We start from the raw sequence: 19,489 nt of genomic DNA, 5'->3' as shown, positions 1-19,489 counted from the left end.
ACATTCACAAACACAAAGCAACACATAAACCAGCCACTGAACACATAGGCGCCAGAGACGACACGAATAGGCGGAACACGATAGCCAAACACGAAACACCATCAGCCACAAGGCCCCTCTCCCCCGCCGTAGAAGCCGTCGTCATAGCCAGAACCGTAGCCGCCATAGCCACCATAGAGGCCGCCCGCTGCAAGGCCGACCCCCACCCCGAGACCGAGGCCACCAAGGCCATAACCGTAACCCCGGCCACCGTATCCACGACCGTAGAAGCCCCGGCCATAGCCGCCGCCGTATCCACCCCGGAACCCAGCTCCGCGGAACCCGCCGCCGAACCCGCCACGACCAAAGCCACCGCCGAAGCCACCACCGCCGCCTCGGAAGCCGCCGCCACCGCCGAAGCCACGGGCATCAGCGCTCGCGGGCATGAAAGCGAGAGCAGCAACAAGCGCGGTCGATGCGAGTGCAAGACGTTTCATCAGGATCATCTCCTATCCAAGCAATCTGCCAGAGCAACGCGACCACCCGTCTATGCGATCCGCGCAGGATCTTGACGCATTGTCGCGTTTTCTTGTCCGAATGTTTCTGACGAACATTCGCGCTCGACCACGGGGAGATGAGCCGTAGTCGAGCGCTACATTGCCGGGGATCAAGATGGGGGGTCAGGGACCGGCAGTGTTGCTGATTTAACCTCCTTGCTGCTCGGGTGTTCCGAGCGGCAGCTGATGCACGGCAACGGGTGTCAGAACGCGCCATGCCGAGGCGCCGAGCGGCGTCAGGCCGTCTCGGCGGCCTTCTTCCGGCCACGTGCCTTCGGGGCTGCCTCGGAGGCCTTAGCGGCCTTCGGCTTCCCCTTGGAGGTCTTGGGCGCCTCAGCGACCGTCTCGTCGGCAGCGGCGGCCATGGGGGCCGCCTTGCGACGCTGCTGCCCAAGGCCGAGGGAGCGTGCCAGCTCGGACCGCTGAGCGGAGTAGCTTGCCGCGGTCGACGGGTAGTCCGCCGGGAGGCCGTAGCGCGCCCGGTACTCATCCATCGTCAGGCCGGCCACGGTCACATGTCGCTTGAGTGTCTTGTAGCGCTTCCCGTCGATGAAGCTAATCAGCGCGTCCGGCGTAATCGACTTCTTAATCTGCGCCGGGGTCGGCTTCTCCGGGCCGGCGGGCTCAGCCGGGGGTCCGTTGGCAAGGCCAGCAAAGGCTGCATGCACAGAAGCAATCACGTTCGGCAGCTCGGACACCGGTACGTTGTTGTTCGAGACGTAGGCCGCCACGAGTTCGGCAGCGAGTTCGATAAAATCGGTCGATTGAGCTTCGGCTTGTTCGTCCACGGTAGTCTCCTCCCCGGAAAGAGACCTATCGCTCTACGCGGTTTGCCGGATCGTCAAGTCATAGCTGGGCGGAAAGTACTGAAGCCGAACGGGTGTCCTCATAAATCCGTGAGAACACGCCCAAAGGACGTTCACACAGGAACTTGGCTACGCGGTCTCTGTTCCGGTTCGACGGCATCACGCCGTGGAAGGCCCTATCCATGAACAAGCTCATTCTCGGCACGACCCTGACCCTCGGCCTCCTGCTCAGTGCGAACACAGCCAGCATCGCAGCGCCAGGCGACGGTCTCGATCGCGACGCTGCGGCAACCGGCAACGGTCGTATGGGCGGAATGCATGCCGGCGCTCGGTCCGGCAGCATGATGAACCGACGGATGGGTGGCATGCGGATGATGCGCCGGCATCACCGCCGGCATCACCGCTGAGCAGTAGACCCAATCCGCCTCGCAGAGCAGAGAGCCCCGAACCGCAGGCGCGGCCGGGGCTCCTCACGCGACATCTGCGCGCTGCTAGGCGTTAGCGATCTGCCGTCGTTGGCTTTCGATGCGATATCGAACAATCGCCAGTAGGCCGGTCGCAATCGGGGTCGTAGCTTCATCGTTCACTTCTTGTAGGACAGTATCGATTGCATCCTCGATGCTTCCAACATATTCAGCATGCTTTTCTTGCATGAAATGCTTGGTGCACTCTAGTACTATGCTGAACTCAAGATCGTTCTTAAGCGGTCTTGTTGCAAACTCAAAAAATATATCCGAAGACTCGCCCATAAGCTTGGATATCTCCGCGCCGTGAGGATCGTCGCTTTCTAATTTACTCAGCTCTTGAAGTTCGTTGTCGCGCGCGATTACAGCACGTAAACGATCAAGCTTTGCCTGAAGCTCTTCAGCTTTATTGCAAGCATCCGCATAAGGCCCGCTATTGAGCACAGGTTCTCCTTCGCGTTCCAACGACATGGCGCGTCCTATTATCCAGGCGTGAGGGAGCCCGCGGGCGAGCGCACGCAAGCATCCGGGTTCCGACGCGGAAGCGGGCAAAGCTCCCGCGCGGCGAACCAGCGACGGCGAATCATGAATCGGGTCGGACGATAATGCAACCTGGATCTTCGAACTAATTTTGAATGTTCCGGTCCGTTGAGGTCTAGGCATTTCGGAATGGTCACTTCATCAATCTACACGATTTGTGCACGGAACCTGCTTTTTCCCGTACCGAGTGCACAAACTGTGTAAATTCTAGCCGCCGCACCGGGATCGCAGCGTGTCTGACGCCGCCATACATCTCTGCCTTGAGCCGAACTGTGAGTTGATCTAGAAAGAACCTACGCGGATGCCGGCAGCAGCCAAATGCATCTCGCCTGATGCCATCGCTGCCGCGGAGCGATGCGCGAGAGCCGGGGCCGCCCTGAAGGGACGCCCCGGCTTCTACCTACTGCTACGATTGCCAAAGCTGTCCGATCTCTGCAATATGAATGCAAAACACAAATGATCTGTGCGGTTTATTGACGCGCGAGACTTGTATTGGCTCTTATATCAAGCGATCTTGCTTTGCATCAAAGCTGAAAGAACAGTCAGATGATGCATAAGAATCAATCCCAAAGCGGCGATACGGTTGCGCTGGTCAGCGAACTTGTGATGGCCTACGTCTCAAACAATCACATGCCGGCAACGGAGCTTCCGGCATTGATCAGCACCGTTCATGCGGCCCTTATTGGTATCGCCAGCGGGACAGTTACCGATGGTGCCAACGCCTCGGACGGGGAAGTCGCGCTGCCGACACCGGCAGAGATCCGCAAATCGATCCGACCCGACGGGCTGGTCAGCTTCATCGACGGCAAGCCTTACAAGACGCTGAAACGCCACCTGACCGGTCACGGGCTCGGCCCGCACAGCTACCGCAAACGCTTCGGCCTGCCGGCCGACTACCCCATGACCGCAGCGAGCTACTCCGAAAAACGATCAGCGCTCGCTCGTGAGCTGGGTCTAGGTCGGCCTGGCCGCATGGCCGCCTGAGGGGGCCACAGGGCCCGCCGCTAGACCGCGGCGGGCTTGGGGGGTAGCTCAACCTGCCCCATAGCCGCCCTTCGAATTGCTGGTGCTGGTGGACGGCGGCGCCCCATCGTAGCCGCCGCTCTCAGGCGCACGATCCGGCTTTGGATCAGGCAGCCCGGGGGAAGTTGGTCCGGCGCTCTCGGCCGGAGGCGCCGGTGCCTTCGAGGGGTCGAGCGGGTGACCCGGCGGCAGGGTGCCGGTAGCCTCCGTCTTGGTCGTGTCGTCGCTCATGGTGCCCTCGCTAGTGCCTCATCAGGCGAAGGCTTGTAGGCGGTATGAGTTCCTGGGGCGATGAGCGACCTCTTCGACGCCGGCCGCCTGGTCATAATTCTAGAAGCACGGCGTAAAGCATCCGCGCGACGCATGCCTGCTGCTTCACGAGCACCCGATCGACATCCAGGTTCGACATGAATGCAGCATCGCGCGAGGTCTCGGATCGAGATGGCGCGACAGCCTGCCGCACAAAATTTGCGGCGGCAGTGAAGCAAGAGTTAACCATGCGCTGCCAGCATCACGCCTGGAACGAGGCGCGAGCGACCGGCCTACCAAGACGAACCGCTCGCGTCCCGTACCTGGCAGGAGTGGAAGTCCGGCGCGAGGTCCAAACTCGCGTCGGCACCTGGCCCTGGGCCTTCTAAGGTTCGAACCTCCTAAGGTTAGGAGATCTGGACCTCTAGAGGTCGCGAATAAGTTGAGCTTGCATGGTTAAGAAAAGGCTAACGGGGGCGTAGCCTTTTGTGTGCTGGTTAATAGTTTCTTACCTGCCGGGTGAAGCAGCGGAACGAGCGCGTCGCTCGCCGGTGGGAGATCGCCGAGAACCTGCACCGTGCTGAGCTGACGGATCTGCAACGCAAGGAGCAGGTCGCGGAGTGGATCGGGCTGGTGGAGGCGGAGGCCGCCGAGGAAGCCCAGAAACTTGGTCAACTTGACCGGGTTTTCAAGGGCGGTCGCGGCAAGACAGGCGGCATCAGCGCCGCCGCCCGCGAACTCCCTCTCTCCGGTCGATCCGAGGAAGGCCGCCGCAAGTCGGCCGAGAGGGCTGTCCGCGTTGCCGCTATCGCCCCCGAGGCGAAGGCGGCGGTGCGGGCGGCCGGCCTCGACAACAACCAGCGCGCGCTACTCCGCGTCGCTGCGGCGCCCAAGGGCGAACAGGTCGCCACGGTCGCGGCGATCGTCACCGAGAAGGCCGAGCGCGCCGCCGAGCGCTCACCCGAGATCACGTTCGAGGTCTGGATCGAGGAAGGCCGGCGCTGGCTCTCGACCGGCACCCCCGACTTCCAAGCTCGCGCCCGGGAGGCGCTCCCTTTTCCCGAGACCCAAGGAGACCGCGCGTGAACGCGCCCGCCATCATCGACGCCCCCGCCCCGTAAGTGCCGGCCACGCCTCTCCCATGCGCAAGTAGGCTGCCGGCTCTCGGTGTTCATCGTCACCGCCGAGTGGACGAGATCCCCCCATCACGAAAGGTGACCTGGGGTCGAATGTAGACCTTGCGTCTCGACAAACGGAAGAGGCTGCACTGAGCGCATCCGGCTCCGCATGTCCCGTACCGCGGGAGACATCATCGAGATCGGTCGCGACCTGATCGTCATTCGCACATCTATGCCGGGCACGTTCCTCGAATGGATCGAAGCAGAGTTCGGCATGGGCCAGGCCACAGCCTATCGCTTCATCCAGGCTGCGGAAAACATGGGAGATCGACTTATCACGGAGATAAGTCTGCCTGCGACGGTTCTCTACGCCCTCGCCTCCCCCTCGACCCCCGACAGCATCCGCGACGAGGTGATGCAGTCTGTAGAGGCGGGCGAGACGGTCCCCTGCGCCGGGTGTGCGTGGATGGGGACAAGCGCCGTCACGACTCTTGCGCGTTCGGCCAGAATGAATCAAGCAAGTCATTGACAACAAACGGGAAAGGAGCCGTTCCATGACGGACGCCCCACTGTTCGAGGCTGCTGGCGTCATCCTTGAGCCGGTCACGACAAAGACGAAGCGCACCCGCCGGCCCAAGCCACCTACCCCGGCTGAGCGAGCTGCGTCGGGTCGCCTTGGAGGCGCCCGCCGATACCGGAACACGCTGGGATCTGCCTGTCGTGTTCGGATCGGACCTACCCGCGACCTGACGCACTACCGCGCGGTGCTGTCGTTCCCGTTTTCTCGGAACGCCAGCCTATTGCAGGAGACCGTGAGCAAGCTTCCTGTCGAATACGACGAGAAGCTCGATGAGGCCTTCAGCAGAGAGAGGAACAAGCTCGAAAGTACCCTTCGCCGCAAGGGTATTCCGAGGAAACCCGCTCGCGAATGCGCCAACGAACTAGTGCACAGCGCGTACATGATCCGCGCGAAAGCTGCATGGAAGAAGGAAGAGCTATGTCACACGCCCTGAAGGGCGGTATCGAGAACCTGAAACGAGATGAGGCCCCCCGGCGGCAACCGGAGAGCCTCGAAGGTCTCAAAAGCAAGTCAGCTTCTCGCACACATACCGCGAACCGACACGAACACAAGGCCAAGTACACAAAAAGTGTCACCCCAACCGGGGATAGCACTCGTTCGTACTCGACCCAGGGGCACATCACGCAAGCGATCCGGGGCGTGAACAAGCTCATGACGCACCGCTACGGGCGGCATCAGGTGCCAGCCGCTGAAGCACGGGACGTGTACCGCGTACGTGCGATGCTTGAGGCCCGCGCCCTGGCGCTCAACCCCGACTTCGTGCCGGAGCTTGAGGGCTGGTCGAAGCGCCGCCTTTGCCTCGACGCCGCTGCGAAGGCCGAGATCCGGCAGGAGGTCGCCGCCGATGCCATCGAGGTCGGCCCCATGGTCGTTGGGTACCTGCTCCACCTCCACGATGCCGAACGCGACGCTGTGCGGTTCTGGCGGGCCGTTGCCGTCGACATGACGGATGCCGACCGCGTCGAGAAGCACCGGGCCGACGACGCCGCACGGAAGCGCCGGAGCCGTGCAGCCGCCGGCATCAGCGCTAAGGGCGTGCGGTTCGCCGAAGCTCGGGCACGCGACCCCTACGCCTCGCGCGCGACGCTCTACCGCCGCATCAAATCGGGGAAAGGAGCGGCCCATGACGTGTCACGATAGACCCTCCCACCGTGAGATTTGGCGTCCGATCGTTGAGTGCCTTTTGGGGTCGAAAAGTGAGATTTGGCGTCCGATCGTCTTAGGTGCGCCACAGTCGGAAACCGGGTGCCACCTAGCTCCACATCAGGAGGGGTTATCCACAGGCTCACCGGTCGCCGGAGCGCCCGTAGGGTCGGGCTTCAAGCCCGTGCCCGAAGCGGTGCGATCTCCTGCACGATCGTGGAGGCTCCTGGGTCGCGACAATGTTCAATTCGGACACGTCGGAGCCTCTCCCCGTGCGCGAGAGATCGAGAGCGTTTGTCACAGTCGGAGTTGTTCTGGCCCGATTTCACCCACGAGCTGTCACGGTGAACGCCGCGACATCCCTGCCCTTACCCCTGACGGGGGGCAGGGCTGTCACGTCTCTCGCTGGCGGGTGTCACGAGTGGTCGCCTATCTCGTAGCCGTCGAACCTCGGTACCGTTGGAAGAGGCTGCGAGGGGATGTCGAGACTGTCGGCGCCGTCGCGCTTTACCCGGCCGCGACATCCCCCTCTGACGCATCGTCCTCGTCGGTGCACGCCTCCGACTCCTCCCCCTCGGTGGATCTCAGCCAATCGCGGACACGTCGCGCCAGCTCAAGGGACGGATCGACCGGTCGCCCCGCAGCGGCGAGCGCTGCCCGGATCTGGCGGAGAAAGTCTTCGGCGTCGTCATCGGCCATCGCCACTCAACCGCGGCGGCAGGTCTCTAGTTTCTGCGACGTAGCGGTGCACGTGGAGGCCCGTGAGCAGGCGAGCGCCTGCGGCTACTCCCCGACTGCGGCGAGGATAACGACGGGCGCTGGCGGGCTCGCCACGCGGTCTGGCGGGCAGTCGGGTGCAGGGACCGGGGCTGGTGACGCTTCAAGGGACCGTGGCAGGCGGAAAAATGACCGCACCTCCGCAGCAGCCCTTGGTGGCCGCGTTTTTGGTGGTCAGCAAACGTCGGTAGCGTTTCGGAACCGCCAGGCCATTTCTGCTCTGCGAACGCTCCTTTTCACCCCCTCCGAAACCCCGCCCAGCCGCATCGCCGCGCGCGCCGTCGTCAACCTCCCCCGATCGGCCGGCGCCGCCCACCGGGGCGCCTGCTAATGCCCGCCCCATCGGCCGCCGACATCATTAAAAACGGGCTTGCCCCGCCCGGCCTCAACGACGGCTCCCGCGGCTCCGGTCTCGCCTTCCTTGCCAGGATGATCCGCCGGCAGGTGGTCGCTGTCGCAGATGCTGCCGCCGCCGACCGGCAGCATCACCGCTCCCGGGAGCGTGCGAGAGGCGATCGGCGCCAGAGCTTCTTCGATGATCCCGATCGGTTCGCCCTGGCGCTGATGATGGCGATCCGCCTGACTGGCGACACGACCATGCTGCGCTTCGGGAGCGGGCGATCGGATTGGGCGGCAGCTCGTCATGCCGCCGCCCTCGTCGCCCCCGGGAAGGGCCAGCGCATTTCCTACAGCCTACGTGCGGTAGACGGGATGATCGCTGCCCGCCCGAGCTTCGCCGCCGGTCGCGAACGACACGACGCGGCAGCTCGCCGGCTGCACGGGAAACGTCGAACTCTCACCGGCCTTCCGTCGGAGTGGTGCGAGCTGTCGGGCATGGGCGGTCGACGTCGAAGCGTTGCTCATCGTCGGCCCGGCCGGGGCGATCGGGACGACGGTGGTCATGGCGCATATCCTGGCGCCTTTGGCCGGCGGTGGCCGGCATGACGACGCCGTCATCGCCGCGGCAACCGGATGCCGAGACGTACAGCACCTCCGTGAACTGCTGACGGGGATGTCGGGGAAGCTCGCCGCAGTCGGGCTACGGGTCGACCGTCGAAAGGCAGGCATCCGCATAGCCAAGACGAAGCCGGCCACACGCTCCCGTGATGCCGGCGACACAGTTCAGTAACCAGATCGCCACATGCCGATCATGGTGCAGCGGTAGACACCTCCGCTCCTGCGATGAACCGGAGCATGTGCATGGTACTCGCCGACCTCAACAAGCGTGCCGAGCTGACTGTCTGGCCGTCGGGCAGGCCAGCTCATACCGCACGCGGGCAGGCGTTCTCCACACTGCGCGAAGCCCTCGCGGCTGCGGCCGAAAGCATCCAGGCCGACGACGCGCAGCCTTGGATCATCACCGAGGATGGCGACATCCTCTCCCCGCGCTGGATCAGGGCAAACGCTGATCCGCATCGCTTGCAGTAGGATTGGACAAGAAGCAGGCCATAAGCCGACGCGACGGTTCCTGTTCCCCGCGTCGCCAACCTTCACACGACCACCCGGCCCGAGGCTTCACGGGCATGGCGCAGGGAACTGGCCCGCGCCGGCCTGTCGTCGCGTGCTCTCTATGCTGGGCTGCCTAACGGCGTTCGCGACCGCCGCCGGCGCGCATGTGTCGAGAGACGGGTGCTGTAGCAGACATCTGCCACTTCGCAGCATCAGTTTAAGGGGTTTGCTTCACATCGGGTTCAATGGTGAACTCGCTCGCGATCGTGTCGTAGACGCGTGTCAGCCACTCTTCCGCAATCCGTGCCCGTTCCTCAGCCGCCTTCACTTTTTCGTCGGCCGCCTTCAGCAAGGCGTCGGCACGGCTCTGAATTTCAGCAGTGCGCGCCTCAGCAGCCCGAACCCGCTCGGCGGCATTGCGGACATCCTCGCGGACGCGGTCGAGCACCTTCTGAACGCGCAGTTCTTGTTCTTGAGCCTGAGCCTCGATTTCGCGAGCATGGTTGGCCGCATGCCGAACCCGTTCGATCAGCTTCGACCAATCCTTTGGTGAGGACTGTGGCGTTGGCAGCGATCCGCCGCTGATGCCTTCAACGGGCTCAACAAGCCGAACCACCTTTGCTGGACTTGCCTTAGGGGTATGATCTTCAACAGGAGCGTCTAGGGCTGACAAGCTCTGCCAAAGATACTTTGTTGCCGTGCTCATGGCCCTCCCCCTAAAGGCACTTAAGGCCTAACCCGATCGAAGGCCTTCGGTTAACGACTTGGTTAGGCTTGCTACCATTCAATTAACGGCTCAGCGATGGACTTGTGCAGGCAAAATTAGAAACGGAGGGGGTGTTTCTCAAACGGCACACCTAGAGGCTTTCGTGGGCTTTGAGGCGTGAGTTCCTGTATCCGCCTGCCGCGCCTCGATCAGTTCAGACAGCGCCTCAGCTTTGGGCGGTCGATGAAGCTGGCCTGATGGTAATCGGCCCATGGGCGCGATTGGTACGTCGGCGGCCATGCCGCTTGTTCTGATGTCCTTTGCCGCCCGCGGCGATGACGAGGCCGTCATCGCCGCGGGCGACAGGGTGCCAGAACGTAGCGCACCTCCACGAGCTGCTCCCCGGGATCTCGGGCAAGCTCGCGGCGATCGAGTTGCGGGTCGACCGGCGGAAGGCGGGCGTCCGTATCGCCAAGGCGAAACCGTCTCTCCCAAAGCCGCTTGCATCATAGGCGATGCTCAGAAATCCTTCAGAAGCACGCCTGCTGGATCATCGTGAGTGCTGCGTCAGCAGCCAGCAGGCTTGTTTGGTCCGCTGTGGTGGCCCTGCTTGCCCCTCCTCGGGCTTCATCAAGGTAGTCTTAATCTAACCGCTCATTGTGTCGTTGGGCACGACGCTCATCTCCCAAATGTCGCGCTACGCTGCTGGGCGTAGAGACGATCGATTTCAGCGACCGCCTGCTGGCGATCCTCCATTGCGGACTCCAGCATGGCGACAGCAGTTATCGAGGCTGGATCCGTGGCACCGAAGCCCGTCCTCAACTCCTCGATCCGCTGTTTGGCGAAGTCGTCGCGCCCTTCGTACCAAGTGCGCAGATCCTGGAGCGCCTTGCTGTAGCCGGCGCCCTCCTCGCGAGTCAGGTTGTGTGCTTTTGTACGCCCGCTCATGCCATTACCTACTTCTGCGCTGGCAGCGGTACTGCCAGAATTTCCTCAACGTAGACCTGCGTGTTGCTGATCGGGATTAAGTAAGACGAAACCGCGTCCGTCATGCCGAACGCCCGCCTGCGACTACCGCATGGCTCGTCGGGTCCTACCCGCCTCCCGGATTCGCGGAAGTGCTCTGTCTGAAGGGTCGCCCGCCGCTTGTCGGCAGCCCTTTTTAGGGTTCCTAAGCCCCGGATTCACAGGGTAAAAACTATCAGTAGGCGTGCGCTTCGTGGATTTGCACCCTCCCCCCTGAAGCAGGAGGCCCGGTGCGCCCGTAAGGGGCGACCTGCGCGCCAGCCGTAGCCAAGCCGTCCACTCAACCGACACGATGCGGACCACGTTCGTATCGTTGCGGAAGCCGGTCACGCGCCGTTCCTCGACGGACACCAGTCCAAGCTTCTTCGCCTCGCGGATGGCGTTGCGGACCGTCGTCTCGGCCACGCCGACGATCGCCGCGAGGTGGCCGACGGCAAGGCGGCAGTCCTTCCGGCGAACGGTCTCAGCCGCGACGAGCGAGAGCACCGCCTGCTCTGCTAGGGTGAACCGTGCCGCGAGCCCCGGCGGCAGCCGACCAGAAGCCGCCCAGCGGCGACGGCGCTCCATCGAGGCATCCGTGCGCGGCCGAGATCCGGCCCGGCTCCTGGGGCTTCCTGTGGAACGGTCAGATAAGTCCGCGGGAAGCTCTGGTAACTTCCGCGCCTCGATCAACCCGGACAGCGCCTCAGCCTCAGCCTCGGACAGGTGCCCTTCCCCGAACGCCTTCCACAGCGCGGACGCGACAGCCGGCAACGCGGCGCGCGGAGCCGCCTCCGCCTGTCGGCGGATCTCCTCATAAAACATCGTCCTCAGCCCTCTCGGGCCGCGGCAGGCACAAGGCACGACTTACCGATGCAGGAATTGGCGTTCCTGCTTGACTCCCGGGGGGTCATGTGGCTTGTGAGGGATTGAAGACGGGCCCTCAAAAGCCACCTCGATTTTGCGGCCCTCCTGTTTGGCGACAGGGGGGCCGTAGTCGTTTCAGGGTCTATCTCGCGGCGGTGATTTCTCCTGATGCCGGCTCACGACTCGGTAGAGGCGTTGGACCGGAATGGCCCATGTCGGCCCGAGCGGACACACAAGTCAAGCGGTTACGTAACAGCGCCCTCACGAGACTTCCTGCGCGTCGCATCCTTCTTGAACAGGCGAAACTCCTGTTCGAGGTCGGCGGCCAGTGTCTGCAAGATCCAATCCTCGAACGCTTCGCCGGTTCGTGGAGCCTGGGCTGCAAAATCCCGCAGCTCAGGATCAGCGTTCTGATCGAGCCAAGTGTCTAGTATTTCCTGACGTTTGCGCATCACTGCCTCCTCCAACGAGGCACGTGCGGTGGCCTTCAGCTTCTTTCGATAACGAGCCTGCCGCTCAGCGTTCGTAAATCCCATGATCGCACCCCGTCAGGTCATTGAAGGCCTAACGGCGTTACGTGACGGGCACAAGCTTACGAGATTGGCGGGACCGCCCGCGCTCGATCTAGAACGCCCCGTAGACGCCGGCGAACAGATCCCCGACCGCTCGGCGCCGCATCATCGTCGCCCGCCGTCTCCGGCGATGCTCGGGGGCGTCGTGCAGGATGTGGCAGCGCTGGCACCAGGCCGCGAGGTTGCGGGCGTCGTTCACGCTCGTGTCGTGGTTCCGGTGCGCGGTCGCGAGGTAGACCCGGGTCCGGCGCACGGCGCCCGCGATCTCGGCCGCCGCCGGCTGCGTCGCGAGCTGCCGGCCGCGGTCACAGCGCCAGCGCCCGGCGTCCCCGTCCCACCACCGGCCGTCGCCAAGGTGCAGGACGACCCGGCCGTGCGGGCGCCCGCACTGCTCGCACTGTCCCTTCGCGCGGACGAACCGGATCTCGTGCGAGAGCTGGGGCCAATCGATCGGGTAGAAGAAGCGGTACTCAGGCCGGATCGGCATGGGGCTCTACGACCGAAATTCATCAATCTGACTGGAGCTTAGCGGTCGCAGCAAGAGACGCCTACACCTACGCGTCAGCCGGATGCTACCGATAGCTATCATTGCATAGCAGAGCCTAGCCAATCCTCGCCTAGCCGGGCGTAGGCGTTGAACGCACAGGATAGGGGAGCCCCCTGTTCCATAGGGTCGGAGAGGGGATTAACTCCTCGGTAACCGTTCGCGCCCTACCCTGTCGGACCCTATGCTTCGACAGGAGATCAGCGGCATGCCGGTCATATCGGTAGCGAACCCCAAGGGGGGCGCTGGGAAGTCGACCACCGCCCTAGTGTTGGGCACGACGTTGGCCGCCCACGGCGCCACCGTCACAATGCTCGACTGCGACCCCAACCGGCCGATCGCCTCCTGGGCTCGCGGGGGCAGCGCTACCGCTATGAAGGTGCTGGGCGATGTCGGCGAGAGCGGCATCGTCTCGGCGATCGACGCCGAGCGTGCCGCTCGTCAGTTCGTGCTGGTCGACCTTGAAGGCACGGCGAGCCGCATGGTCTCACGCGCCATCATGCGTTCAGACCTGGTGCTGATCCCGATGCAGGCCAGCGCCGTCGATGCTGCTCAGGCCGCCCGTGCCGTCAGCCTGGTGCAGGAGGAGGAGCAGGTCGTCGGCCGAACGATCCCGTTCCGGGTGCTGTTCACGCGGACCTCGCCGGCGATCCCGACCCGCAACGAGAAGATGATCATCGATGAGCTGCGGGGGGCCGGTATCCCGGTTCTCACGACCCACCTCAACGAACGAGCCGCCTACAAGAGCATGTTCACGTACAGCCGGTCGCTCGCCGAACTGGACCCCGCCCTTGTGAACGGCCTTCCCGCGGCGCAGGACAACGCCGAGCGCCTGTCCGAAGAGATCATCGAGCTGGTCAGCAGCCTGAACGTGAGGGCAGCCGCGTGAACACCAAGCCATCCTTCGGCTTCGGCAAGCTCGCCGAGATCCATCCGAATGCGCCTGAACCGGCGACGCCAGTTACCCGGGATATCGACCGCGTCGCGGAGAAGCTCGGCTTCCCCAGCCGCGAGGTACCGACGCGCCGGAAGCGCCGCATCGCCGTGGATGAGCCGACCGACCAGCTCAACCTCCGGGCCGCCATCACGGACATCAACCAGTTCGTGGAGTGGTGCGAGACGGAGCGCATGTCCTACCGCGAGGGCTTCGGCAGGCTGGTCGCGATGATCGGGAAGGCCTCCCCATGATCGAGGCAGCCGCACTCATAGCGATCACCGCAGCCCTCAGCGCAGCAGCAGCCGGCGCGATCAGCAGACCCGGCGCGGCATGAGGGAAGGCGGGACTGTTCCCGACCTACATCTACTCGAACTCGCCACGGAGAACGCGGACCTGCGCCTTCAGCTTGCTGAGGCGCAGGACCAGCTCATTGAGATGGCAGTTGACGCCGGCGAGCTGCACGCCTTGATCGAGGGCTTGCAAGCCGAGGTTGCAGAGGCACGGGCTCAGGCAGAGCATTGGAAAGGAAGCGTGAGCGATGAGCGGCCAGCAAGCAGCCCTGCCGGCGGTAATCATATGGCTACAGGCCCTCACCGTACCCCTGCTCGGCCTTCTGGCCGCTTGGATCGCATATCAGCAATGGCGAACAGCAGATCGAAAGGTACAGCTCGACCTCTTCGACCGTAGGTTTGCTATCTACGAGGCCGCACGCGAAGCGCTCGCACCCGTGATGCGTGAAGCTGGAGCCGAGACGAGAGACTACTTTGCGTTCTCATCCGCTATCGACAAAGCGCCCTTTCTGTTTGGCAAGGAAGTACTCAATCAATTTGAGGTAACCAGGCAAGACATCAATCGGCTTGTCATGTTTACAGGCATGATGCGTGACGGACCGCCTTATGAACCGAAAGCCATCGACGGTCGGCACGATTATATGATTAAGATTGGAGAATTCTACACAATCATGCCCCCGCTCATTGAGCCCTACATGCAGCTCACCCACAAGCCAGGCGGGTGGCATCGGTTAAGGGCATGGCCTTGGCAAAAGCGCGATTAGCGACCAAATTTATACTGAATTTAGCTGTTAGAGTTATACATATTCCCGTCTCTAACGACCTGCCGAAACTCCTTGGTGCGATGAATTACGATTAGGATTGCAAGATAAGTCGCTTATGCTGACATGACCGCACAAATTCGATTAAACCGGGTAGAAGCTATAAATGCCCAACGAAGGTCAGCGCCACCATTACATTCCAGTATGCTACCTTAAGCAGTGATTAAATAGCAAAAACCAAATCTGTCAGTATAGCAAACCTTACCAAAACCGTGTCGTTCCTGACAGATTGCATCCATCGGCTACGGGATATGTGCGAGGCCTTTACGATTTCCGAGGCGTTGAAGACCAAGAGGTACGAGAAACTCTGGAACGTGAATTCATGCGTCCAGTCGATACACGAGCCGCCGACCTATTGCATGAGATGATCGCCGGCGAGCGAACGATGAACAATAGCGAAAAACGTTCGGCCTGGACAACTTTTCTACTATCACTAATGATGAGGATGCCGGAGGATATTGAATTACATAAAGAACGCTATCTATTGGATTGGTATAAGACCGATCCAAAAAGGAGGAAGCATTACAAAAAGATCTGGCAGCCGGGACTCCCCGTTCGTGTGGAGGACATGATCGCTAGATTTGATCCAAAAGAAATCGAGTGGCGGGCGATGGAGGCCTTGGTACCTCTCATGACAAATCCTAGGATCGGGGAATTCATAACAAGGATGAAGTGGGGCGTTCTAAAGCTGCCAACCTTTGCCCCGATCCTACTAACATCTGATAGGCCATTAATCATTTCCAACGGACTTCTAAATCCAGACTCGCATATAATAATGCCAGTTGGCCCAAAGCATTTGTTTTATGCGGTAAACGATACAAGGATCGCTACTTTCCTGACAGTGCGTAATCCTTCAGAGATGGTCCTCGCTATAAACCAGGCGGTCACCCGGCAGGCAGTAAAATACGTCTATACACAATGGGACGTGCACCGAGATTTTGTGCAGGAACATATGGGGACTTTACAGGTACCCTCTTTGGTTGAAAGAATGAGAGACACCGAAGCCGCGCAAAAAGGTTACAAAAGACTTCAGCGCATGAGAGCCAAAGGATTGTTGCCTTAGCAAAACTGAACAATATCGACTGAAGTCATAATCCTTCGCGAGCAGGCAGTGCATAATCCAGGGATTGTGCGCGAAACCCAAGCCCCTGAGATCGCGCTTCATTCTTCGTGCACGATCCCTGTGCACGACTGAGGCATGATCTACGGCTACGCACGCGTCTCCACGGACCACCAGAGCCTCGCAGCGCAGGTCGAGCGCCTGACGGCCGAGGGGTGCGTCAAGGTCTTCCAAGAGACTGCCAGCGGGTCGCGTGCGGACCGAGCCGCGCTCAAGCGCGCGATCGGCCGCCTCGGCACCGGGGACGTGCTGATCGCCACCCGCCTGGATCGCCTCGCTCGGTCGACCCGCGACCTCCTTAACGTCCTCGAAGAGATCACGCGACGCGGCGCAGGCTTCCGCTCACTAGCGGATGCCTGGGCCGACACGACGACGGCACACGGCCGGCTCATGGTCACGATCCTCGGAGGCTTGGCTGAGTTCGAACGCGAGCTGATCCGGGCGCGGACAGGGGAGGGGCTGAAGCGGGCACGGGAACGGGGCATCCGCTCCGGTCCCAAGCACAAGCTCACGCACCATCAGCAGCGCGAGGCCTTGGCACGGCGCGAGGCCGGCGAGAGCTGCGCCGAGATCGGCAGGAGCTTCAACGTCAGCCACAGCACGATCTCACGGCTCAAGGCGCCTCCTGAGCGAACCTAGAGGCCTGGCTGGTCGTTCATCCGCGACGGCGCTCCTCAGGCGCCCGTCTTATGGAGATCCCATGCGCGCACTTCTTGCCGGCGCAGCTCTGTTCGTCCTCGCGGCGGCCGGTGCTTCGGCACAGCCCTACGACGATCGGCGCCCTCCACCCCCGCCGGACGAGGACTTCGACAGGCCACCACCTCCACCTCACCGCTACCGGCCGCCACCGCCGGACTTCGATGACGACAGATCGCCACCTCCGCCGCGTCGTCGGGGACCACCTCCGCCGGATGATGACGACGACGATGGCCCGCCCCCGCCGCCCCGGTCTCGCGCCTACTGAAGCCCGCGAACAGGCTCACCATCCGGTAGGCCTGTTCGCTTTTTGTACCGGCTGTGTCGCAGGCGTAGCAGCCTTCGCAGAGGCCTTCGGCTACCGTGAGGCATCCTTCAGGTGCCTGCCCATGCTCAGCCTCACCCCGATCCTCACCCGCAGCGCCCTCGTGGTTGTCACCGTGGGCGGCCTCGCCGCGCTGGCGGATGGCGCGGTGCGGATGCAGCTCGAACAGGCTGTACGGGGCAATCTGAGCATCGTGGGACGTACCCCGGCGCCGGTGCGAGTTGCCCGCGTGGATGAGCGATACGTCGCGAAGGGGCTCGACCGGAACCGGCTTGGCGCGACTGTTCGGATGGTCGGTGCGGACGACGCGCAGTAGCTGCACTGGCGCGTTGGCGACTGCCGTGGCACCACAACGAGATGCCGAAGACTGTCGAACCGAAATGCGAGGCCAAGATCGACGGCGTCTGGATGCCCATGAGCCTTCTTGAGGCAAGGAGTAAATACCGTTTGGCTCCGAAGCGATGCCCGATTTGCCATGGGGCAGTGTCGATCATGGGGAGCTACACGGCTCCTGTGAAGCACAAGCTCACACATCGACGGATGCACACTGGATGCCCGCTGATCCCAAAAGCCTACTGCGGTACATCTTCACCGCACCCCAACGCTGCGACCTGACGGTGACGATGCACGTCACCCATCGTCAATCCGAGGCCTAAGCTCCGTCGCTCCGCTTGAGGTCGGAGGGCTATCGTAGGGGAGACTGGCCGATCCAGACGCGGCCGTTCCAAAGCTCGAACGCGCGGCCCTCAGCGATCCAACTCATAAGCGCAAGCGCGTCCTCATCGTTGGGGGCGTCGATGGTGACGATGCTCGATCGGTCATCATCGAGAGATAGGACGCCCCGGTAGGACGACCGCCACGCTACGCTTTTACCGGTCTCTGGGCCCTTCAGATCGTTGGCCATGCTGAGCTCTTCGCTCAGGACGAGAGCGAAGGTAATTCGGCTCGGCGCTGAGTGGTTCGCGACGGCGCCGGCGAGCCCGCACCGTACCCCCCTGGGCGGTGCTGCTCTGCCGGCGCTCGGCATCAGCCGGTCGCTAAGGGCAACCTGGCGGGACATGGTTAAGAGATCGTTGCCTTGGCTGTAGCTACACGGCCGGATCAAGACTATGGCCGGCCGGATGCCCGGCACCGCGGCACTCAAGATCGTTGCCGACGACGAGACCGGTGAGCTTGAGAGCGCAACGATCCTAGGTCAGTTCGGCGAGGCGCCGGACGAATTCGCCGAGAGCCTACAAGGCGGATAGGGCTCGATCACTAGCGCACAGATTATTGAACAAAAACGGCCGCGTGCACGTTTGATTTCTAGTATCAACGCGCCGGTATTGGCGCAGCGTGAGGAACATTTATGTCGATTAGAACATTCGCACTCGCCGCGTCGTTCACCTTGGCGCTGTCCGGCGCCGCGCTCGCACAAGCAACTGGCCCCTCGGGCACGACCGGAACTGGGATGGGGACCAGCAGCACTGGCGGTTCAACCACCGGCCAGCCGAAGGAACTCGCTACCCCGGGCGGCGCGAACGCCGGCGGTGGCACGGGCTCTACGCCGATGACGGCCCCGGGAGCGAACGGAATGAGCACAGGGACCGGTGCGCCGGGCGTTGGCTCGTCGGGCATGAGCAGCCCGTCGACAGGGGCCGCCGGAGCGCGCTGAGCGTTCGTCGCGACCGTGTTGAGCGCGTTACGCTCAACGCCTACGAATTCGGCCCCGCCGCCCGGTCACGGGATGGCGGGCGCCATCCGCCTCATTCAGCGATAATGGCGATGAGCGAGAAGGAACCGGCAAGCGCGAAGGTGCCGGCGACGAGGGACGCGATTAGCAGCATGGGAGAAACCTCAGTCGCCGAACGGCGACGCTTCCTCAACCCGTAAGGTCGTGCCTGGTTTCAGGCGTGGGACTGCGGAGGACGGCGATATACGCCCATCCTTAATCCCCGCAGTCAGTCCCGGCGGCGTAGCCGTCGCTCTCGCCGAACAGCCAATCGAGCGCTCCAGCTCCGACTTCGCCGGTTGTATCCCGCTGCTGACCGCTCAAGCGCGGTTCGGGATGCTCGGCCCGCACGTCTGCGAACCATCGGCGCGCGAGCTGAGCGAGGGCCTCATCGGTGAGGAGCGTTCTATCGTGAGGTGGCATCTGAAGGTTTCTTGGACGGCCGAACAGTTCGGCCCCGTCCCGATCTGCTCACGGGACGGGGGAGCCCCGGATCTCACCAGCTAGGCCGATACGCAACTTGGCCCGAGTGCAGGGTGCCGGCTCTTGGTTACAAGCACGTCATGACGACAGGCGCTGCGGTGTGCCACAATGGGGCGCAGAATGCCGAGTTAGGCAGCATGACGATTGTGATACTATTCGACCCATGGATTGATTTCTCGAAAAATCTGCGGGAATTAATCAGCAAAAAGCCCGGCCGCTTTGCAAGCGGCCGGGCCTCCATATTCTCAACTACTATGAAGAACCTAAATCAGTAGCCGTAACCGTAGGGTCCGTAGCCGTAACGATAGAGCGGACGACGATAGCCATAGCCGTAACCACCGTAGCCTACAGGAGCGTATCCACCGCCGTAGTAGCCGTCGTCATAGCCATAACCGTAGCCGCCATAGCCACCATAGAGGCCGCCCGCTGCAAGGCCGAGCCCCACCCCGAGACCGAGGCCACCAAGGCCATAACCGTAACCCCGGCCACCGTATCCACGACCGTAGAAGCCCCGGCCATAGCCGCCCCCGTATCCACCCCGGAACCCAGCCCCGCGGAACCCGCCGCCGAACCCGCCACGACCAAAGCCACCGCCGAAGCCAACAACGCCGCCTCGGAAGCCGCCCCCACCCCCGAAGCCACGGGCATCAGCGCCCGCCGGCATGAAAGCGGAAGGAGCAAAAAGCCGGGTCGGAGGGAGTGGAAGAAGGTTCAATAGGATAATTCC

General features: G+C 62.7%; 25 protein-coding genes and 1 pseudogene. 15 read left to right on the top strand and 11 right to left on the bottom strand.

Going from position 1 to position 19,489, the window contains the following annotated elements:
- Positions 1 to 551 (top strand): hypothetical protein (locus MKK64_RS19155; RefSeq protein WP_243936499.1); only part of this gene is annotated, 551 nt, incomplete at its 5' end.
- Between the two features lie 221 nt (positions 552 to 772).
- On the opposite strand, the gene MKK64_RS19150 is transcribed toward MKK64_RS19155, so the two are convergent.
- Positions 773 to 1,324, bottom strand: a complete 552-nt coding sequence (locus MKK64_RS19150) for a MucR family transcriptional regulator (protein WP_243936498.1) — start codon at positions 1,322 to 1,324, stop codon at positions 773 to 775.
- 200 nt (positions 1,325 to 1,524) lie between these two features.
- On the opposite strand from MKK64_RS19150, the gene MKK64_RS19145 reads away from it, so the two are divergent.
- Positions 1,525 to 1,749 (top strand): hypothetical protein, encoded by a 225-nt coding sequence (locus tag MKK64_RS19145; protein ID WP_243936497.1) that lies wholly within the window; start codon positions 1,525 to 1,527, stop codon positions 1,747 to 1,749.
- 84 nt (positions 1,750 to 1,833) lie between these two features.
- Here the strand turns inward: MKK64_RS19145 and MKK64_RS19140 are convergent, their stop codons facing one another.
- On the bottom strand, positions 1,834 to 2,277 hold the full coding sequence (locus MKK64_RS19140) for a hypothetical protein (protein ID WP_243936496.1): 444 nt from the start codon (positions 2,275 to 2,277) through the stop codon (positions 1,834 to 1,836).
- 615 nt (positions 2,278 to 2,892) lie between these two features.
- On the opposite strand from MKK64_RS19140, the gene MKK64_RS19135 reads away from it, so the two are divergent.
- From MKK64_RS19135 to MKK64_RS19115, 5 genes are all read left to right on the top strand, one after another.
- Positions 2,893 to 3,330, top strand: a complete 438-nt coding sequence (locus tag MKK64_RS19135; protein WP_243936495.1) for a MucR family transcriptional regulator — start codon at positions 2,893 to 2,895, stop codon at positions 3,328 to 3,330.
- A gap of 807 nt (positions 3,331 to 4,137) precedes the next feature.
- Complete coding sequence (locus MKK64_RS19130; RefSeq protein ID WP_243936493.1) at positions 4,138 to 4,704, top strand: hypothetical protein; 567 nt, start codon at positions 4,138 to 4,140, stop codon at positions 4,702 to 4,704.
- A 201-nt stretch (positions 4,705 to 4,905) separates the two neighbouring features.
- Entirely contained in the window at positions 4,906 to 5,265 is a 360-nt protein-coding gene (locus MKK64_RS19125; protein ID WP_243936491.1) for a hypothetical protein, read from the top strand.
- Between the two features lie 25 nt (positions 5,266 to 5,290).
- Complete coding sequence (locus MKK64_RS19120) at positions 5,291 to 5,749, top strand: hypothetical protein (RefSeq protein ID WP_243936489.1); 459 nt, start codon at positions 5,291 to 5,293, stop codon at positions 5,747 to 5,749.
- A 206-nt stretch (positions 5,750 to 5,955) separates the two neighbouring features.
- Complete coding sequence (locus MKK64_RS19115; RefSeq protein ID WP_243936487.1) at positions 5,956 to 6,456, top strand: hypothetical protein; 501 nt, start codon at positions 5,956 to 5,958, stop codon at positions 6,454 to 6,456.
- 1,107 nt (positions 6,457 to 7,563) lie between these two features.
- On the opposite strand, the gene MKK64_RS19110 is transcribed toward MKK64_RS19115, so the two are convergent.
- Positions 7,564 to 7,881 carry a hypothetical protein gene (locus tag MKK64_RS19110; protein WP_243936485.1) on the bottom strand — a complete coding sequence of 106 codons (318 nt, stop codon included), beginning with the start codon at positions 7,879 to 7,881 and terminating at the stop codon, positions 7,564 to 7,566.
- A gap of 48 nt (positions 7,882 to 7,929) precedes the next feature.
- Positions 7,930 to 8,139: a hypothetical protein gene (locus MKK64_RS19105; RefSeq protein WP_243936482.1), complete on the bottom strand. Its 210-nt coding sequence runs from the start codon at positions 8,137 to 8,139 to the stop codon at positions 7,930 to 7,932.
- A 297-nt stretch (positions 8,140 to 8,436) separates the two neighbouring features.
- On the opposite strand from MKK64_RS19105, the gene MKK64_RS19100 reads away from it, so the two are divergent.
- Positions 8,437 to 8,664 carry a hypothetical protein gene (locus tag MKK64_RS19100; protein WP_243936480.1) on the top strand — a complete coding sequence of 76 codons (228 nt, stop codon included), beginning with the start codon at positions 8,437 to 8,439 and terminating at the stop codon, positions 8,662 to 8,664.
- A 238-nt stretch (positions 8,665 to 8,902) separates the two neighbouring features.
- Here the strand turns inward: MKK64_RS19100 and MKK64_RS19095 are convergent, their stop codons facing one another.
- The 5 genes from MKK64_RS19095 to MKK64_RS19075 all read right to left on the bottom strand — a co-directional run bounded on the left by MKK64_RS19095 (position 8,903) and on the right by MKK64_RS19075 (position 12,322).
- Entirely contained in the window at positions 8,903 to 9,391 is a 489-nt protein-coding gene (locus MKK64_RS19095; RefSeq protein WP_243936479.1) for a hypothetical protein, read from the bottom strand.
- 678 nt (positions 9,392 to 10,069) lie between these two features.
- The gene (locus tag MKK64_RS19090) at positions 10,070 to 10,339 is read right to left on the bottom strand and encodes a hypothetical protein (RefSeq protein ID WP_243936476.1); all 270 of its coding nucleotides are present in this window, start codon (positions 10,337 to 10,339) and stop codon (positions 10,070 to 10,072) included.
- A gap of 123 nt (positions 10,340 to 10,462) precedes the next feature.
- Positions 10,463 to 11,221, bottom strand: a complete 759-nt coding sequence (locus tag MKK64_RS19085; protein WP_243936473.1) for a helix-turn-helix domain-containing protein — start codon at positions 11,219 to 11,221, stop codon at positions 10,463 to 10,465.
- A 287-nt stretch (positions 11,222 to 11,508) separates the two neighbouring features.
- Complete coding sequence (locus MKK64_RS19080; protein ID WP_243936471.1) at positions 11,509 to 11,799, bottom strand: hypothetical protein; 291 nt, start codon at positions 11,797 to 11,799, stop codon at positions 11,509 to 11,511.
- Positions 11,800 to 11,887: 88 nt separating this feature from the next.
- The gene (locus MKK64_RS19075) at positions 11,888 to 12,322 is read right to left on the bottom strand and encodes a hypothetical protein (protein ID WP_243936469.1); all 435 of its coding nucleotides are present in this window, start codon (positions 12,320 to 12,322) and stop codon (positions 11,888 to 11,890) included.
- A 265-nt stretch (positions 12,323 to 12,587) separates the two neighbouring features.
- Between MKK64_RS19075 and MKK64_RS19070 the strand changes: the two genes are divergently transcribed.
- The 6 genes from MKK64_RS19070 (at position 12,588) to MKK64_RS19040 (ending at position 16,884) form a co-directional block, all read left to right on the top strand.
- Positions 12,588 to 13,268 carry a ParA family protein gene (locus MKK64_RS19070; protein WP_243936467.1) on the top strand — a complete coding sequence of 227 codons (681 nt, stop codon included), beginning with the start codon at positions 12,588 to 12,590 and terminating at the stop codon, positions 13,266 to 13,268.
- On the top strand, positions 13,265 to 13,567 hold the full coding sequence (locus tag MKK64_RS19065) for a hypothetical protein (RefSeq protein WP_243936465.1): 303 nt from the start codon (positions 13,265 to 13,267) through the stop codon (positions 13,565 to 13,567). The genes MKK64_RS19070 and MKK64_RS19065 overlap by 4 nt, the downstream gene beginning before the upstream one ends.
- Positions 13,568 to 13,854: 287 nt before the next feature.
- The gene (locus tag MKK64_RS19055) at positions 13,855 to 14,370 is read left to right on the top strand and encodes a hypothetical protein (protein ID WP_243936500.1); all 516 of its coding nucleotides are present in this window, start codon (positions 13,855 to 13,857) and stop codon (positions 14,368 to 14,370) included.
- A 238-nt stretch (positions 14,371 to 14,608) separates the two neighbouring features.
- Complete coding sequence (locus MKK64_RS19050; RefSeq protein WP_313898924.1) at positions 14,609 to 15,490, top strand: DUF4238 domain-containing protein; 882 nt, start codon at positions 14,609 to 14,611, stop codon at positions 15,488 to 15,490.
- Between the two features lie 135 nt (positions 15,491 to 15,625).
- The gene (locus MKK64_RS19045) at positions 15,626 to 16,186 is read left to right on the top strand and encodes a recombinase family protein (RefSeq protein WP_243936463.1); all 561 of its coding nucleotides are present in this window, start codon (positions 15,626 to 15,628) and stop codon (positions 16,184 to 16,186) included.
- Between the two features lie 446 nt (positions 16,187 to 16,632).
- A complete protein-coding gene (locus tag MKK64_RS19040) occupies positions 16,633 to 16,884 on the top strand; it encodes a hypothetical protein (protein WP_243936462.1) in 252 nt (83 codons plus the stop codon).
- A gap of 369 nt (positions 16,885 to 17,253) precedes the next feature.
- Here the strand turns inward: MKK64_RS19040 and MKK64_RS19035 are convergent, their stop codons facing one another.
- Positions 17,254 to 17,472 (bottom strand): hypothetical protein, encoded by a 219-nt coding sequence (locus tag MKK64_RS19035; protein ID WP_243936461.1) that lies wholly within the window; start codon positions 17,470 to 17,472, stop codon positions 17,254 to 17,256.
- Positions 17,473 to 17,677: 205 nt separating this feature from the next.
- Here MKK64_RS19035 and MKK64_RS19030 point away from each other — a divergent pair.
- A pseudogene (locus MKK64_RS19030) lies at positions 17,678 to 17,815 on the top strand (hypothetical protein); the annotation flags it as partial.
- Between the two features lie 1,215 nt (positions 17,816 to 19,030).
- On the opposite strand, the gene MKK64_RS19025 reads toward MKK64_RS19030, so the two are convergent.
- Positions 19,031 to 19,489, bottom strand: a 459-nt coding sequence (locus MKK64_RS19025; protein WP_243936460.1) for a hypothetical protein, incomplete at its 5' end; no start/stop codon positions are given.

Source organism: Methylobacterium sp. E-025 (assembly GCF_022829705.1).
Lineage (GTDB): Bacteria > Pseudomonadota > Alphaproteobacteria > Rhizobiales > Beijerinckiaceae > Methylobacterium.
This window is presented reverse-complemented; position numbering and strand designations above follow the sequence as displayed.